Source organism: Aquabacterium sp. (assembly GCF_048860245.1).
Classification (GTDB): domain Bacteria; phylum Pseudomonadota; class Gammaproteobacteria; order Burkholderiales; family Burkholderiaceae_C; genus Aquabacterium.
Genome location: NZ_JBLIZW010000046.1, coordinates 1 through 16,804 on the forward strand (window position 1 = coordinate 1; position 16,804 = coordinate 16,804).

Genomic DNA, 16,804 nt, shown 5'->3' on the forward strand with positions numbered 1-16,804 from the left:
GGTGGCGGTGGCCATGCGCCATCAACCGCATGGACGAGGCACCGTGGGCATGGTGCAGGTGCACCCCAACAGTCGCAATGTGATCCCGGGGCAGGTGAAGTTTTCGATGGACCTGCGCAATGTCAGCAACGAACTGCTGGACCAGATGGATGCGGAGATCCGTGCCTACGCGGCCCAGGTGGCGCAGGAAAGCGGCCTGACGGTGCAGGTGCAGGAGGTGTCGCACTATCCGGCGGTGCCGTTTGAAGCCGGCTGTGTGTCGGCGGTGCGCCAAGCGGCTCAGGCTTTGGGCTACTCGCACATGCCGTGCGTGTCGGGCGCTGGGCATGATGCGGTGTATGTGGCGCGTCTGGCGCCGGCCGGCATGATCTTTGTGCCGTGCAAGGACGGCATCAGCCACAACGAAATTGAATCGGCCCAGCCCGAGCACCTGGCTGCCGGCTGCAATGTGCTCTTGCACGCCATGCTGGACCGGGCGGGTGTGGTGCGCGCTTAGTGGATGGGCAGACCGTAGGCCGCGCGGGCCTTGAGGCATTGAGGGTCACCGGCCGTGACGAGCCGACAAGGCTCGGGCCGCACCTCGTAGATGCCGCAGGCCACGTGCTGTCCGACCTGACCTTGCAGCGCGGCGCAGTGAGGCTGCTTCGAGGAGGTGCCCTGCATGCAGCGCAAATGCGCGTTGAGGGGTTCGGTCAGCTCGACCGGGATCGCGCCGCCACCATCGGTGGCTTCGGCCCAGTAAAAAGACACGCGGTAAGCCGCACAACAAGCGCCGCAGCGCTGACAGTCCAACATCAGAGAAGACAGGTCGACAAGACAGAGCGCGAGTTTAGCGACTCAGGCCGCATCCGCGCAGGATCAGGTTGACGACGTGCTCGGTGGCGCGCTGGCGATCGGGCGCGCTCAGGGTGTCTTGCTGCAACACGGCGCGGATCTGGACATCAAAGTCGGCATAGGTTTGCGTGGCCGCCCAGATCGAAAAGAACAGGTGGGTGGTGTCCACGGCGGCCATGCGGCCAGCTGCGATCCAGCCATCCAGCACCCGGGCCTTGTCCACGACCTGCTGGCGCAGGTCGGTGCGCAGCAAGTCGAGCACCACCGGGGCACCGTGCAGCAATTCGTTGGCAAAGACGCGCGAGGCATCCGGGCGTTCGTGTGCCAGCGCCATCTTCAACTCGATGTAATCGCGCAGCGCTTGCGCAGGGTCGGCATCAGGGGTGATGGTTTCCAGCGGGGTCAGCCAGTCGTGCAGCACGGCATCAAGCACGGCCCGGTAGAGCTCGCGCTTATTGCCGAAGTAGTAATGCAGATTGGCTTTGGGCAGGCCGGCTTCGTCGGCGATGTCGGCCATGGTGGCCCCTTCAAAGCCGGCCCGGGCAAAGATGCGTTCGGCAGCGCGCAGGATGGCCGCTTCGTTGAGTTGACGAATCTGCCGTTTGCTGGTGCCTGCGCTGCTGCTCATGCGCTTATTTTGCCGCTTGCTCCCACACGATGTGGGTCATGGCGGCCTTGCCGGGGTCCTTCTTGATGACCGGATCGCTGCCACCGGCCATCAGCACCTTGATCGTGCGATCGTAAGCGGCCGGGTCCAGGTAGCCCATCTTCGGCGTGTTGGCGTTGCTGATCAGCTTGGCGACGTTTTCCATCTGGCGCTTTTGCACGGCCAGGCTGGCACTGCCGGAGGTGTCATTGGCCACCACGATCTTGGCGGCTTCTTCGGGGTGCTTGACGGCTTCGTTCCAGCCCTTGAAGCTGGCCTTGAGGAACTTGGCCATCTTGGCGACAAAGGCTTTGTCACGCAGGTTGGGGGCCAGCACATACAGCCCATCTTCCAGCGATGCCACGCCCTGGTCCTGGTAGAAGAAGGTGACCAGGTCGGATTCCTTCACGCCCGCGTCCACCACCTGCCAGTACTCGTTGTAGATCATGGTCGAGATGCAGGCCGCCTGGTTTTGCAGCAGCGGGTCGACGTTGAAGCCTTGCTTGAGGATGGTGATGTCCTTGCCTGGCTTGTAGCCCAGCTTGCTCATCCAGCTCAGGAAGGGGTATTCGTTGCCGCCATACCAGACGCCGAGGGTCTTGCCTTTGAGGTCCTTGGGGCTGCTGACGCCGCTGGCCTTCTTGCAAGTCAGCATCAGGCCAGACTTGTCGAAGACCTGCGCGATGTTGACCAGGGGCACGCCGTTTTCGCGGGCGGCCAGGGCATCGGGCATCCAGTTCACGATGACGTCGGCCGACTTGCCGGCCAGCACTTGCACGGGCGACACATCGGTGCCACCGGGCTTGATGGTGACGTCCAGTCCCGCCTCCTTGTAATAGCCCTTGGCCTGTGCCACGTAGTAGCCGGCGAACTGCGCCTGCGGCACCCATTTCAGTTGCAGGGTGACCTTTTCAGCGGCGTGCGCACCCACACTCAGTGCGGCGGCAGCCGACACCAGGGCCAGGCGGAAGGTGGAGGACAGCTTGCGGTTCATCGTGAGCTCCTGTGATCAAGGGTAGGACATGAACAAAAACATCGCCATCAGGCAGAACGCACCGAGGGGTGCCAGAAATTGACGCGTCGCTCCAGCCGACTCAGGGCGGCGTAGCCCAGCATGCCCACCGCACTGGCGACCACGATGGTGGCCCAGACCAGCGGCATATTCATGCGTGAGGCTTCGGTCGAAATCCGAAAGCCCAGACCCACGGTGGGGGAGCCGAAGAACTCCGCCACGATGGCGCCGATCAAGGCCAGCGAGGCATTGACCTTCAGGGCATTGAAGATGAAGGGCAGGGCTACTGGCAGGCGCAAGTCGAGCAGGGTGCGGCGGTAGCTGGCGGCGTAGGAGTACATCAGCTCGCGCTCCAGCTTGCCGGCGGCCTGCAAGCCCGCGAGGGTGCTGATCAGCGCGGGGAAGAAGGTCATCAGCACGATGACGGCGGCTTTGGAGGGCCAGTCAAAGCCGAACCACATCACGGCGATGGGGGCCACACCCACCAGCGGGATGGTGCTGGTGAGCGAGGCCACGGGCAGCAGCCCACGCTGCAAAAACGGCATCTTGTCGATGGCGATGCCCGTCAGGATCCCCAGGCCACAGCCCAGTGCGTAGCCGATCAGCACGGCTTTGCCCACGGTCTGGATCAGGTCGGCCCACAGCGTGTCGGTTTGGGTCCACAGCGCGACGGCGATCGACGAGGGGGGCGGCAACAGCACGCGCGGCACGGCAAAGGCCATGACCAGTTGTTCCCACAGCAGCAGCACCCACAGGCCAAACAGGGCGGCCGTGAGGTGGCCGCTCCAGCGCGTGGCGGGCAGGGCGGCCACACGTTGAATCGAGATCACGGACAGGAGGCTCAGCGCCAGGGTGCTCAGCCAGTAAGCGGCACCGGGTACCACGCTCTCATCCGCGGGGGCCAAGGCGATGAGGCCGGCGGATCCGGCCAGGCTCAAGCCTACTAACAGCAGCGTGGCGCCCATGCGGGGCGTGGCCCACAGGGCCCGCAGGGCACCCAAAGCCAGGACCAGCCAGGTGCCTGCTTGCAAAGCGATGCCGGTGTGCGTGCTGGCTTCCCACCAGGCCTGTGGGTGCCATGTGAAGTCACCCGGGTCGACCGCCAAAACGGGATAGGGCAGCGCCAGGCAGAGCAAGGCCAAGGCGGCGACGGCCAGCACGGATCCGGGGGCGGAGGGGCGTGGGTTCATGGGGTGAGCCTCAACGAACGGGCTGACGCTGGCGCAAGGCCACGCGTTCCAGCAGACTGACAGCAGCGGTCAAGACCACGCCCAGCACGGCCGACATCACCAGGGCGGACCAGATTTGCACGGTGTTGCCGTAGTAGGAGCTGGTCAATAGCCGGGCACCCAAGCCCGCTTGCGCCCCGGTGGGCAGTTCGGCCACGATGGCGCCCACCAGGCCAGCGGCAATCGCCACCCGCAGCGCCGGGAACAAATAGGGCAAGGCGGACGGCAAGCGGAGCATCCACAAGGTCTGCATGCGGTTGGCTGCGTAGGTGTACAGCAGCTCTTTCTCGATGGTCTGTGGGGCGCGCAGGCCCTGCACCATGGCCACCGTGACGGGAAAGAAGCACAGGTACATCGAGATCACGGCTTTGGGCAAGGTGCCGGTCAGGCCCAGGCTGCCCAGCACCACCAGCACGATGGGGGCAATGGCCAGCACAGGCACTGTCTGAGACGCCACGATCCAGGGCATGACGGCCTTTTCCAGCGTGGGCGCATGCACGATGCCGATGGCCAGCAGCAAGCCCAGCAGGGTGCCCAGCACGAAGCCCAGCAAGGTGGCCTCCGCCGTGGTGGCGGTGTGCATCAACAGGCTGCGGGGACTGTCGGCGGGCCAGTCCAGCAGGCTGTGCCACAGGTCGATGGCAATTTGGTGGGGGGCGGGCAGCACCGGGCGCTGCATGGCCCAGGTGGTGCGGACCAGATCCTGCCAGGACCAGCCGCCCTCCGGGCCGCCGAGCACCCGCTCGATGGCGCCGGGGGCATTGAGGGCCACGGCCCCGAGGTACCAGGCCCCGATCAGCACGCTGAGCACGGTGCCCACCGGCAGCACGGCGTGCCACAGCGTGTGAAGCCGACGCCCCCAGGCAGTGGTCGTCCAGGCGGGTGACATGGCGGCCTCCATCAGTGGTGTCCGTCTGCCAAGGCTTCGCGCACTTCATGCGCCAGGGCCATGAACTCGGGCGTGTCGCGCATCGACAGATCGCGATCAGGGGGCAGCGTGGAGTCGATCACCTTGACGATCCGACCCGGCCGGGGCGACATGACCACGATGCGTGAAGACAGGTACACCGCCTCGGCAATCGAGTGGGTCACGAAGATGACGGTGCGTTGCTCGCGGCGCCACAGCAATTGCAATTGCGCGTTGAGGTCATCGCGGGTGATTTCATCCAGGGCGCCAAAGGGTTCGTCCATCATCAGCAGCTTGGGCTCGAAGCCCAGCGCTCGGGCAATCGAGACACGCTGCTGCATGCCCCCCGACAGTTGCCAGGGGTACTTCTTCTCAAACTGCGCCAAGCCCACGCGCGCCAGCTGCGTGCGGGCGATCTCGCGAGCCGTCTCAGGCGGTGTGCCCTGAATTTCCAGCGGCAGCATCACGGTGGACAGCACCGAGCGCCACGGCAGCAAGGCCGCGGCCTGGAAAACGTAGCCGTAGGCACGTGCCAGTCGTGCGTCGTGTGGCGTCAGCCCATTGACCAGCACGGTGCCGGAGGTGATGGGCTCCAGGTCGGCAATGACACGCAGCAAGGTCGTCTTGCCGCACCCCGACGGGCCAATCAGGGAAATGAACTCACCCTGACGAATGTCGAGGTTGACTTCGTGGAGGGCGCGCACCGGTGCGTCGGGCGCAGGGTAGATCACGCTGGCGTTCTGAATCTGAACGACAGGTTTGCCCAAAACCAGCGCAGACGGGGGCGCCGACAGGTCAGCAAGCATCTCGGGTGCATTCATGAGGACAGCAGAAAGTTGACCGGCTGGTCAGGTTTGCTTGTCCTCACCCATGCGAGTTCTGTGCCAGATGTGCCGCGCGAGGGCGACCGTGGGGGCGTCAGGGGCGCTGTCGGGCGGCGCGGATCAGGAAATCGCGCAGGCGCGGGTCGTCGGCATGGGCCACATTGAAGCGGAACCACTGGGTCGCTTGCTGATCCAGCCGGAAGTAATCGCCGGGCGCGAGGGCGATCCCTTCGGCCACGGCGGCCTGGGCCAGTGCGCGCGCATGGTGCGTGGCCTCGCTCGCACTTGGGGCATCGGGCCAACCGGCGCACACATACAGACCACTGTCGGGTACCGCCAGCGGCTGGAGTCCGATGTCCATGAGGGACTCCACCACGCGCTCGCGAGCCGCAGCGAGCCGGTGACGGATGCGCTCCAAATAGCGGCGATGGGCCGGGTCGGCCAGCACGCGTGCGGCGGCGCGCTCGTTGATCTCGGAGGTGGTGAGGCCGCATGTCATCTTCACGCGCGCCAGGGCTTGCACCAGCGTGGGCGGACACGCCACATAGCCCACGCGGATGGCCGGGGCGATGGTTTTGGAGAACCCGCCCAGCACGAGCACCCGATGCAGGCCATCTAGCCCGCCCAGGGAGGGCGCATGCGGCCCGTCGAGGTCACGGAAGATGTCGTCCTCAATCAGCCAGAAGTCGTGCCGCTCGGCCAGGGCCAGCAACTTGTGCAACTGCTGCAGGCGCAAGGTGGTGGACAAGGGGTTCTGCCCCACCGTGGTCACGAACATGGCTTTGGGGCGATGCAGCTCGGCCAGTCGCGCCACCTCGGCCAGATCCAGCCCTTGAGCTGTGCGCGGGATGCCGATGGGGCGCAAGCCGTGGCAGCGCAGCTGGGCGTGCAGGTTCCAGTAACCGGGGTCTTCGACCAGGACCGCGTCACCGGGCTGCATCAGGCCCATCATCACCAGCTCGAAGCCGTGCGTGACCCCGTGGGTCAGGATGATCTGATCGGCATGCACAGGGCCCAGCCGATCGGACAGGTCGTGGGCCAGCCATTGCCGCAGCCCGCCATAGCCCAATGGGTGGCCGTAGCTGGCCAAATGCTCGCCGGCGATGCGGGTGGCCTGACGCAGCGCGGCATGGAAGTCGTTTTCGGCGTACCAGCTCAAGGGCAGCCAGCCACAGCCGGCCGCCAGCAAGTCCCGCCCTTGCGCAAACATGTTCAGGCTGAGCCAGTCGTCGCTGATGTGGGTGGGCAGTTGCAGATCGGCCTGGGCCCGCTCCCGCGCCAGCCGAGACGACTGCACGTAGTAGCCCGCCCCCTTTCGAGCCGACAGCACCTGTTTGCCCACCAGGGCCGTGTACGCCTCGGCCACGGTGAAGGTGCTGATGCCCAGCCGGGAGGCCAGAACCCGGACGGACGGCAGGCGGGTGCCGGCCCGCAGTTCGCCTTGTTGCACCGCGCGCTCCAGCGCGTGCGTGATCCGCCCGACCAGGCTGGCCCCCCGTCGCGTGTCGCGCGAGGGGGCCATGCGGTCGCCCAGCTCATCGGTGAGCTGGGTCAGCCAGTCGGCGGGCGCAGAAGGGGCGTGGCGTGGCGAGTCGGTCATGTTGAAACTGTACAGATGAAATGGCCTGTACGGTTGGTGTGAACATGCAAGTCGTTTGCCAGCTTGCCGTTGTACCGTGTTGGTGCGCAGCCGTGGTGGCCCCTAGCATGGGGGCATGAGCTTCAACCCCGCCACCGAAACCGCTGATCCGGCCACGCTGACAGGCCTGCCTGCCGCCTGGTTGCCCTTCACCCCCAACCGCTATTTCAAGCAGCACCCCAAGATCGTGGTGGGCGCGCAAGGCGCGTACTACCAGACGGCCGATGGGCGCCAGTTGTTTGATGCCTTGTCCGGCCTGTGGTGTTGCCCCTTGGGGCACGGGCACCCCAAAATTGCCGAGGCCATGGCCCAGCAAGCCTCGACGCTGGACTACGCCCCGGCCTTCCAGGTGGCGCACCCGGGGTCGCTGGCGCTGGCGGGTCGCATCGCCGACATGGCCCCAGCTGGACTGAACCGCGTGTTCTTTGCCAACTCCGGATCGGAGTCGGTGGACACCGCCTTGAAGATGGCCATTGGCTACCACCGCCTGCGCGGCGAGGGCGGCCGTTACCGCATCATTGGCCGCGAGCGCGGCTACCACGGCGTGGGCTTTGGCGGCATTTCAGCGGGGGGCATGGTGGCCAACCGCAAGATGTTCGGCACCGTGATGCTGCCCGGGGTGGATCACCTGCCGCACACCTGGTCACCCCAACACATGGCCTTCTCCAAAGGCCAGCCCACGTGGGGTGCGCACCTGGCCGATGAACTGGAGCGCATGATTGCGCTGCACGATGCCAGCACCATCGCCGCCGTCATCGTGGAACCCGTACAAGGCTCGACCGGTGTGGTGGTGCCGCCCGTGGGCTACCTGCAAAAGCTGCGCGACATCTGCACCCGTCATGGCATCTTGCTGATCTTTGATGAGGTCATCACCGGCTTCGGTCGCCTGGGCACGGCCTTTGGCGCTCAGCGCTTCGATGTCACACCCGACCTCATCACCTTTGCCAAGGCCATCACCAATGGCACCGTGCCCATGGGAGGGGTCATTGCCAAGCAAGAGATTTACGACACCTTCATGGGCGTGAATGCCCCGGACTATGCGGTCGAGTTCATGCACGGCTACACCTACTCCGGCCACCCCTTGGCGGCGGCGGTGGGGCACGCCGTACTGGACATCATGCAGGCCGATGGCCTGATCGAGCGCGCGGCCAGTCTGTCGCCGGTGCTGGAGGACGCGCTGCACAGCTTGAAGGGCGAGGCCGGCATCACCGACATCCGCAACTTCGGCTTCTGCGGGGCCATCGACCTCAGCCCGTGGGAAGGGCAACCCGGCCGCCGAGCCATGACCGTGTTTGAGATGGCCATGCAGCAAGGCCTGCTCGTGCGCTTCACGGGCGACACCATTGCCATGGGCCCGCCCTTCATTGCCACCCCCGATGAGTTGGCCCGCATGGTCGATGTGCTGCGCGATGTGGTGCGCCGCACGGCCAGCCCCTTGTGAGTTTTTCAGGAAAGCGTTTGTTCATGTATCACGTTCATCACCACATCTCGGGTCAGCCTCAACCCTCATCCTCCGGTCGCACGGCCGACATCTTCAACCCCGCGCTGGGGCAGGTTCAGGGGCGTGTCGACCTGGGCACGGTTGCTGAGCTGGATCAGGCCGTTGCTGCGGCACAGGCGGCGTTTCCGGCCTGGGCGGCCCAGCCGTCCTTGGCGCGTGCCCGGGTCATGTTCCGTTTCCTGAGCATCGTGCAGCAGCGATCCAAGGCGCTGGCCGAGCTCATCGTCCAAGAGCATGGCAAGACCTTTCCTGACGCCATGGGCGAGGTGGCGCGCGCCATCGAAATCATCGAGTTCGCCACTGGCATCCCGCAGCTGATGAAAGGCGAGTACACCGATCAGATCGCGCGCGGCATCGACGCGTGGTCCATGCGCCAGCCGCTGGGGGTGGTCGCCGGCATCACGCCGTTCAACTTTCCGGCCATGGTGCCGATGTGGATGTTCCCGATTGCGCTGGCTTGCGGCAACACCTTCATCCTCAAACCCTCCGAGCGTGATCCGTCACCGTCTTTGCTGATGGCTGAATGGCTGAAAGAAGCCGGCCTGCCGGACGGTGTGTTCAATGTGGTGCAAGGCGACAAGGCCATCGTGGACGCCATCCTGGCTCATCCGGTGATCCAGGCTGTCAGCTTTGTGGGGTCCACGCCCGTGGCTGAGTACATCTATGCCGAAGGGGCCCGCTATGGCAAGCGCGTGCAGGCACTGGGTGGCGCGAAGAACCACTTGGTGGTCATGCCCGATGCCGACGTGGGGCAGGCCGTGGACGCCTTGATCGGGGCGGCATACGGCTCAGCGGGCGAGCGCTGCATGGCCATTTCGGTGGCGGTGGCTGTGGGCGATGTGGCCGACACGCTGGTGGCGCAACTGGCCGAGCGGGTGCAGGCCCTGCGCGTGGGCGAGGGGCATCAGGACGGTGCGGAAATGGGCCCGGTGGTCACGCGCATGGCGCAGCAACGCATTGAAGGCTTGATCGGTCAGGGCATTGCCGAAGGGGCTGTGGCGGTGGTCGATGGGCGCGGCTTGCGCGTGCCGGGGTATGAAAACGGCTTCTTCGTGGGGGGCACCCTGTTGGATCGCGTCACGCCCGACATGATCGTGTACCGCGAGGAAATCTTTGGCCCGGTGCTGTGCGTGGTGCGGGTGCCCGACATCGCCGCAGCCGTGAAACTCATCAACGACCACGAATATGGCAACGGCGTGGCGGTGTACACCCGCGACGGTGGCATTGCCCGCGAGTTTGTGCGCCACATCCAGGTGGGCATGGTGGGGGTGAACGTGCCCTTGCCCGTGCCCATGGCATTCAACAGCTTTGGTGGCTGGAAGCGCAGCCTGTTTGGCGACCACCACGCCTACGGCCCCGAAGGCGTGCGCTTCTACACGCGGCACAAGGCCGTCATGCAGCGCTGGTCCGACAGCATCGCGCGCGGGCCGGAGTTTGCGTTCCCGCAAATGACCTGATGGTGTCGGGTCGGGCTCACCAGTAGCGCTGCACGCCCAGCAGGCACGATCGCTGGGTGCCGGCCTGCGCGCGGCGCGCCCATTCGCACCGCACTTGCAGATTGGTCTGGGCGTTCAGTGTCCAGCGGTGCGCCAGGGTCAGGCCGCTCTCGGCGGGTTGGCCCATCATGCCGACCCGTGCATACCCTTCGACTTGCATGCGCCAGTGCGTGGAGGCATCCCACAGCAGGCCCGCGGCCAGACCCGTGGCGACACTCCAATCACGCGCAGGCAAGGCGTGGTCCAGCCAGAACTGGTTGTCCATGAACACATAGCCCAACGCATGCCCCGTGGCGCCCAGTTCGGCGCTCAAGCCGGGGCCGCCATTGGCTTCGAAGGCCAAGGGGGCCGCGGTGTACGGGTGCTGTGCATCGGGGCCCCAGCTGCGCCGCCAGCCCGCCTTGACCCGCCACGAGCGGGCATCCAGAATCCCGTCAAGGGGGCTGAGCGACTGGATTTCCACGGGAGTGAACCGGTCCAATCGCATCCCCCGTTGCGCGCTGTAGGCCAGCTCCAGCCGGCCAAACTGGATCGCGGCGCCGCGTTGGTAGCCGGGTTCGGGGTCCAGCAGGTCGTGGTAGGCCGGACGCCACATCACGGACCAGACCTGTTCGCCGCCGCGTTGTCCTGTTAGCAGGTCGACCCGACCGGTGGCGTGGCCCTCAGTCGGGGGCGTGGGGCGCGGTGGCGTCACCGGTTCAGGGGCACTGGGCAAGGCCGCGCGGGCGATGAGCAGGCTCATGCGACGCGCCTGAATGGCGGCTTCGGTGCTCTCGTTTTTGCTGCCTTCGTAGGCCACATAGCGCTCGGCGGTTTCCAGAATCAAGGAGCGGCGCAGGGGATCGGGTTCCAGGCCCGTCAACTGTGCCGGTGTCAATTGCTGGTTGGCCAGTTGCTTGGCCTGGACGGTGCCTTGTGGCCCCAGGCGTTGCGCACGCTCACGCAGTTCGGTACTGTTGGCCGGTCGGTAGTGCACCTGCTTCAGCAAGCCTGGCGCCTTCAGCACCGCACGCACCGTGTCGACCGGGATGGCCCACCATGTGAAGCGATCGGTCAAGTGCAGTTCGGGGCGGGCGGCGTCCAGCAGGGACAGCAGGTGGTAGGAGCAGTTCTCGTCGAAGAAGAAGTAATCGAACCGTGTGCTGCCGAGCTCCCAGGTGTGGGCCAGCAAGCGCGCCATTTCATCTGGGGTGAGGGTCAACTCATATTCCCAGATGTCTCGGTTCTCCAGATCGTTGTAGTCCCGGATGCGGAGGTAGTACGGCGAGTTGGTGAACTGACCGGGGTACAGCCCCGTCAGACCCTTGAGGGCAAAGGCGAGGCCTTCGGCTTCGTTGCCATCGGCGGCATAGCTGATGGCATAGGACAGGAGCGGGTTGAACCCCCCTTCCGAGGCGGGCGGATCCAACCGCAGGAACGTGTGCCCGTACATCGAGGCAGGGGCATTGAGGTAGGCCGCCGGGAACACCAGTGTGGCCTGCCCGGCATGCAGACCGGCCCGCCAGGCCTCATAACGAGGGCAGTCGGGCGTGGGCAGCAGCACGGGGTCGAAATGCAGTTGCTCGTTCAGCCACGCGTGTCGGGCGATGAAGCGGCAGGCGGCCGGCTGATCCAGCGCGAAGCGGGGCTGTGGGTCGAAAAAGGCGGCGAGGGTGGCATCCAGCTCGGACGCCGGATTCTGGGCGCCGTCGGGCGCCGTGAAGAAGCCTGGGTCATCGGCCAGGCTGCGATCGCGTCCGGTGAGGGGGTGGACCCGCATGTGCAGCAGCGTGCGCCACATGGGGTGCTGCGCGAGATGCCGTTCACGCGCCTGTCCTTGCAGGGTGTGCAGATAGGCCCGTTGCGCGGGCGGCAGGACCGGTGTGGGCCAGCCGGTGTCCGACGCGGACGAGGTGACAGACAAGAGGGCGATGGCCAGCGGCCACACGGCACGCCAGAGACCTTGCGCCAGAGAGCGAACAGACAGCATGTCGAGCAAGAGTACGTATGCCCGACCAGGGCCGGGCATACGAGGGGAGGGATTGCCGCATCCTGCGGCTCAGCCTGAGCGACGCGAGGCGTCCTCAGATGCGGGTGGCGTACACGGCCAGGCGGTCGTTGGCGGCCAGGACCGACTTCAGGTTGGCGGCCACGTGCTCGTCACCGAAGACCACGGCAAATTCGTTCTTCAGGGTGGCGGCGAACAGGGCGCGGTCGGCCTTGTCAACGCCCATCACCACGGCCAACGCATCCAGGTTTTCACCTTGGCCGGCGGCGGCGTCACGGGCCAGGGCCACGCGGTTGCCGTCGATGAACATGGCGGTCTTCCAGCTCGAGGACACCACGCCGTCCTGGGTACAGCCCGAGGTGCCGAAGGTGATGCCGAAGGTCTGGTTGCCCGAGGTGCCGTTGGTGGTAGCTGCCAGCACTTGCGGGGCGATGCCCGATTGTCCCTGGAACACTTTGGAACCCCAGCCGCATGAACCGACGTTGTTCTGGGCGGCCATCGACGAACCGGCTGCGGCCAGCAGGGCCAAGGCAACAAATTTCTTCATGGAATCCTCCTGATTCAAGACCAATGCGGCGCTGACCTGTGCGCAGGAAAGGCCGTGAGGCGACCTTGGGTCGTTCGCATCGTCGGGTCCATTCTAGGATCGGTGGCGTGTGTGACGGGTGGCGTGCCACGGTCGGTGTCGTGTGCGGGGGACACGCTTTCGGGTGGCTTGACGCTGCGTAGGGCGTGCACGGGGCTTGGTTGATCCTGTCTCGCGCAACGTGCTACAGTGGTCCCTATGCAGATGGTGAGCTTTTATTTTTGCTTCTTTCATCTCCCGCCCCAAACCGGCGCAGGAGTGGCAGGCGCATAAGCGAACCACCCAGATCCTGAAAACCGCCGGTTGATCCCGGCGGTTTTTTTTCGACATCTCGACCGACCCGCAACAGGAAGCCACATGACCGCCAAATCCAGCGCCGCAGCCGGCTGGGTCCAGCCCGCCGACCGTACCTCCGAGACCGACGATGCCCGCATCAAGAAGGTCACCACCCTGCCCGCACCCGATGCGCTGATCCGCTTCTTCCCGATTCGCGGCACCGCCGTCGAGTCGCTGGTGGCCGACACCCGCAAGGCCATTCGCAAGATCATCAACGGCAAGGACGACCGCCTGCTGGTCATCATCGGCCCCTGCTCCATCCACGATCCGGCCGCCGCCATCGAGTACGCCCGCAAGCTGCTGCCCCTGCGCGAGCAGTACAAGGACACGCTGGAAGTCGTGATGCGCGTGTACTTCGAAAAGCCCCGCACCACCGTGGGCTGGAAGGGCCTGATCAACGACCCGTACATGGACGAGTCGTACAAGATCGACGAAGGTCTGCGCATCGCCCGTCAGCTGCTGCTGGAAATCAACCGCCTGGGCATGCCCGCCGCCAGCGAATTCCTGGACGTGATCTCGCCCCAGTACATCGGCGATCTGATCTCGTGGGGCGCCATTGGTGCGCGCACCACCGAAAGCCAGGTCCACCGCGAGCTGGCCTCGGGCATTTCGGCGCCCATCGGCTTCAAGAACGGCACCGACGGCAACATCAAGATTGCCACCGACGCCATCCAATCGGCTTCGCGTCCTCACCACTTCCTGTCCGTGCACAAGAACGGCCAGGTGGCCATCGTTGAGACGGCCGGCAACCCGGACTGCCACGTCATCCTGCGTGGTGGCAAGGCGCCCAACTACGACGCTGCCAGTGTTGAAGCCGCCTGCAAGGACCTGGAAGCCGCCAAGCTGCATCCTTCGCTGATGGTGGACTTCTCGCACGCCAACAGCTCCAAGCAACATGAGCGTCAGGTCGTGGTGGCCAAGGACATCGCCGAGCAGGTGTCGGGTGGTTCGGACAAGGTGTTCGGCGTGATGGTGGAAAGCCACCTGTGCGCAGGCGCCCAGAAGTTCACTCCGGGCAAGGACGATCCGGCCAAGCTGGCTTACGGCCTGTCCATCACCGATGCCTGCATCGGCTGGGACGACTCCGAACAAGTGCTGGACATCCTGTCCAACGCGGTGAAGGCACGCCGCGCACGCTGAACGGCACCGCCGCTTCGCGTTGAATGCCCCCTCTCATGGGGGAGAGAGGGCTGATCCGGATGGGTCGGCCCTTTATCTTGGGGGGTAGGCCGGGGATACTTGCGCCTGAATCTCACTGGCCCCCATGACTTCCTCTGCGCTTCGTTTCCTGTTGATTGATGACCACGCCCTGTTTCGCACCGGCTTGTCGCTGATGCTGGCAGAGCGGTGGCCGCATGCCGCCTGCCAGCATGCCGGGACGTGGGCAGAGGTGCAGCGCCTGCTGGCGGATGAGGCGCAGCCGGCGCCAGATGTGGTTTTGCTGGATGTGCACCTGCCTGATGGCCGTGCCGTCGGGCATTTGCCGGAGCTCATCGCACGGTGGCCCCACTCGCCGGTGCTGCTCATGTCTGGGCAAGTGAACGAAGCCGATGTGGACGCGGCGCGGGCGCATGGCGCCGCCGGGTTTCTCTCCAAGACGGCCTCGGCACACGAGATCGTGGCAGCGGTTCAGCGCGCCTGTGAAGGCCGTGGTGCGGTGTTTGATGCCTGGACGTCCCCGTTCACCGCGCCCCACGTGTCGGGCCAAACCTTGTCGGTCGCCGAGGTTCGGCCGTCTTACGGAGACGACGGCTCGCTTCAGCTCGATGCGCGTCAACGAGACATCTTGCGCTACTTGGGGCGTAACACCCCCAATAAAGCCATCGCGCGGCAACTGGGCTTGAGCGAGGATCAGGTCCGGGTCACGGTGTCGTGGCTCACGGAAGCGTTGAACGCCAGCAGCCGGTTGCAGGCGTATGAAACGGCCCTCGCACGCGGCCTGTTGCGTTCATGAAGCGTCTGTCAGCGTTGTGGCGCGAGGCGTGGCAATTTGCGCCCCCTCGCATGCTGACCGAGCAAATGGCCCTGCTCGATCGCAACATCACGACGGCCTTACTGGGCTCCATGTTGGCCGCCCTGATCACCGCCTTGGCATTTCGTTTTGCCGTCGGCAATGACGATGTGTGGTGGTGGGCGATCGTGACCTGCGCGCTGGGGACGGCTGGTTTGTTGGCGCGGCGAGGCTTGCCACACCCGCGTGCCGCCAACGGGGCGCTGAAATACGCGCAAGCGATGCGTGTGGTGTGGCTCTTCAACGGCGGGGCCTGGGGTGCGGCCGCACTGTTGTTCATCAATGCCGCAGAGCCATCGTCCATCAACATCCTGGTGGGGGTGACGGCGGGCATGGGGTCTGCTGCCGTCGCAGTGTTCGGGCCGAACTGGCCCATGGCCGTGGTGTATTGGCTCTCCTGCTTGCCGCCCCTGGTGTGGGCGCTGCTGCGCACGGGCGATCCGTTCGGCATCATGATGGGCTTGGCCGCTGCTCTCTACCTGGTTGTCATGCTGGTGTACGCGTATCACACGTCCCGCATGGGGCGTCGGGCCATTGACCTGTACTTCGAAAACGAAGGACTGGTTCAGCGCTTGCGCGATCAGACCCAGCGTGCGCTCGAGGCACGGCAACTGGCTGAAGAGGCCCAGTTGGAGGCCGAAGAGGCCAACCGGGCCAAAACGCTTTTTCTGGCCTCGGCCAGCCATGACCTGCGCCAGCCCTTGCATGCCGCCAGCCTGTTTCTGGGGTCGCTGGCTCGTTCGGGCCTGAATGCACGGCAGATGCAGTTGCTGGACCACATTCAGTCGTCCACGGCGGCGGCCAGCGACATGCTCAACACCTTGATGAATTTCTCCAAGGTGGATGCCGGCGTGATCCAGTCGCATCCACAACGCTTTGCGCTCCAGCCTTTGTTCCACAAGCTGGAGCGTGAGCTGGCGCCCTGGGCGGCCCAAAAAGGTTTGGCGTTCCGCCTGCGGGACACCGGGCTGGTGCTGTTCGCCGATCCGGGCCTGGTGGAACTCATCTTGCGCAACCTGCTGCTCAACGCCATTCGCTACACCGAGCGAGGCGGCGTCCTGCTCGGGTGCCGGGTCCGCGCTGGGCGCGCGGTGGTGGAGGTCTGGGACACCGGCATCGGCATCGAGCCGGCGGCGCATCGCGCCATCTTTCGAGAGTTTCATCAGTTGGGCAACCCGGAGCGTGATCGCCGCAAGGGCCTTGGGTTGGGTCTGGCCATCGTCGAGGGCTTGGCACGTGCCATGAGCGTGGATGTGGATCTGGCCTCCAGACCTGGTCGCGGATCGGTCTTTCGGCTGACCTTGCCCATCAGTGAGGTGGTCACCGGGGCGGCCAAGGCCACCGATCCGACCGGGGTGGCCGCCAGTGGCTTGAGTGGCTTCAGGGTGCTGCTGATCGAAGACGATACCGCGGTGCGCGAAGCCATGGTGGATCTGATGGCGCAATGGGGGGTATGTTGCGAGGCGGTCGGGACACCGCAGGCCGCGCTGGACATGCTGGCTCGGTTCAGCCCGGACGCCGTGTTGGCCGATTACCGCTTGTGCGGTCACTGGACGGGGTTGCGTGCCGTGCTGGCCATCCGCGAGCGATTGGATCGGAGTGTGCCGGCCGCATTGATCACGGGCGACACGTCTTTTGCCCGCTTGCAAGAAGCCAGCGAGGCAGGCTTGGGGATCTTGCACAAGCCTGTGTCGGCCGATCGCTTGCAAGCCTTGTTGCGGGATCTGGTGCATGCGGCACGGTGCACCTGGACCGGCGGCGTGGCGGCAAACGAGCGCCTGTGAGACGGTGTGAGG

Annotated in this window: 15 protein-coding genes; 6 read left to right on the forward strand and 9 right to left on the reverse strand. The window is 65.5% G+C overall.

Going from position 1 to position 16,804, the window contains the following annotated elements; all coding sequences use genetic code 11:
• Positions 1-496, forward strand: a 496-nt coding sequence (locus tag ACMV18_RS05100) for a M20/M25/M40 family metallo-hydrolase (RefSeq protein ID WP_420816952.1), incomplete at its 5' end; no start/stop codon positions are given.
• Here ACMV18_RS05100 and ACMV18_RS05105 read toward each other — a convergent pair.
• From ACMV18_RS05105 to ACMV18_RS05135, 7 genes are all read right to left on the reverse strand, one after another.
• Positions 493-795 (reverse strand): YkgJ family cysteine cluster protein, encoded by a 303-nt coding sequence (locus tag ACMV18_RS05105; protein WP_374256998.1) that lies wholly within the window; start codon positions 793-795, stop codon positions 493-495. The two genes, ACMV18_RS05100 and ACMV18_RS05105, sit on opposite strands and share 4 nt — an antisense overlap.
• Positions 796-829: 34 nt before the next feature.
• The gene (locus tag ACMV18_RS05110) at positions 830-1,462 is read right to left on the reverse strand and encodes a TetR/AcrR family transcriptional regulator (RefSeq protein WP_374257001.1); all 633 of its coding nucleotides are present in this window, start codon (positions 1,460-1,462) and stop codon (positions 830-832) included.
• Positions 1,463-1,466: 4 nt separating this feature from the next.
• On the reverse strand, positions 1,467-2,474 hold the full coding sequence (locus tag ACMV18_RS05115; RefSeq protein ID WP_420816953.1) for an ABC transporter substrate-binding protein: 1,008 nt from the start codon (positions 2,472-2,474) through the stop codon (positions 1,467-1,469).
• 47 nt (positions 2,475-2,521) lie between these two features.
• Positions 2,522-3,682 (reverse strand): ABC transporter permease, encoded by a 1,161-nt coding sequence (locus tag ACMV18_RS05120; protein ID WP_420816954.1) that lies wholly within the window; start codon positions 3,680-3,682, stop codon positions 2,522-2,524.
• A gap of 10 nt (positions 3,683-3,692) precedes the next feature.
• Positions 3,693-4,610 carry an ABC transporter permease gene (locus ACMV18_RS05125; RefSeq protein WP_420816955.1) on the reverse strand — a complete coding sequence of 306 codons (918 nt, stop codon included), beginning with the start codon at positions 4,608-4,610 and terminating at the stop codon, positions 3,693-3,695.
• A gap of 11 nt (positions 4,611-4,621) precedes the next feature.
• Positions 4,622-5,449, reverse strand: a complete 828-nt coding sequence (locus ACMV18_RS05130) for an ABC transporter ATP-binding protein (protein WP_420816956.1) — start codon at positions 5,447-5,449, stop codon at positions 4,622-4,624.
• 97 nt (positions 5,450-5,546) lie between these two features.
• Entirely contained in the window at positions 5,547-7,052 is a 1,506-nt protein-coding gene (locus tag ACMV18_RS05135; protein WP_420816957.1) for a PLP-dependent aminotransferase family protein, read from the reverse strand.
• A gap of 115 nt (positions 7,053-7,167) precedes the next feature.
• Here ACMV18_RS05135 and ACMV18_RS05140 point away from each other — a divergent pair, with 115 nt between their 5' ends.
• Together ACMV18_RS05140 and ACMV18_RS05145 are read left to right on the forward strand one after the other, a co-directional pair.
• Entirely contained in the window at positions 7,168-8,532 is a 1,365-nt protein-coding gene (locus ACMV18_RS05140; RefSeq protein ID WP_420816958.1) for an aspartate aminotransferase family protein, read from the forward strand.
• A 23-nt stretch (positions 8,533-8,555) separates the two neighbouring features.
• The gene (locus ACMV18_RS05145; RefSeq protein ID WP_420816959.1) at positions 8,556-10,049 is read left to right on the forward strand and encodes a CoA-acylating methylmalonate-semialdehyde dehydrogenase; all 1,494 of its coding nucleotides are present in this window, start codon (positions 8,556-8,558) and stop codon (positions 10,047-10,049) included.
• A gap of 16 nt (positions 10,050-10,065) precedes the next feature.
• Here the strand turns inward: ACMV18_RS05145 and ACMV18_RS05150 are convergent, their stop codons facing one another.
• Together ACMV18_RS05150 and ACMV18_RS05155 are read right to left on the reverse strand one after the other, a co-directional pair.
• Complete coding sequence (locus tag ACMV18_RS05150) at positions 10,066-12,057, reverse strand: DUF4105 domain-containing protein (RefSeq protein ID WP_420816960.1); 1,992 nt, start codon at positions 12,055-12,057, stop codon at positions 10,066-10,068.
• A gap of 94 nt (positions 12,058-12,151) precedes the next feature.
• The gene (locus ACMV18_RS05155; RefSeq protein ID WP_420816961.1) at positions 12,152-12,622 is read right to left on the reverse strand and encodes a DUF3015 family protein; all 471 of its coding nucleotides are present in this window, start codon (positions 12,620-12,622) and stop codon (positions 12,152-12,154) included.
• Positions 12,623-13,018: 396 nt separating this feature from the next.
• On the opposite strand from ACMV18_RS05155, the gene ACMV18_RS05160 reads away from it, so the two are divergent.
• From ACMV18_RS05160 to ACMV18_RS05170, 3 genes are all read left to right on the forward strand, one after another.
• On the forward strand, positions 13,019-14,137 hold the full coding sequence (locus ACMV18_RS05160) for a 3-deoxy-7-phosphoheptulonate synthase (RefSeq protein ID WP_374257014.1): 1,119 nt from the start codon (positions 13,019-13,021) through the stop codon (positions 14,135-14,137).
• 124 nt (positions 14,138-14,261) lie between these two features.
• A complete protein-coding gene (locus ACMV18_RS05165; RefSeq protein ID WP_420816962.1) occupies positions 14,262-14,951 on the forward strand; it encodes a response regulator transcription factor in 690 nt (229 codons plus the stop codon).
• Positions 14,948-16,792, forward strand: coding sequence for a hybrid sensor histidine kinase/response regulator (locus tag ACMV18_RS05170; protein WP_420816963.1), 1,845 nt, complete (start codon positions 14,948-14,950; stop codon positions 16,790-16,792). The genes ACMV18_RS05165 and ACMV18_RS05170 overlap by 4 nt, the downstream gene beginning before the upstream one ends.
• The last annotated feature ends 12 nt before the right edge of the window (positions 16,793-16,804 follow it).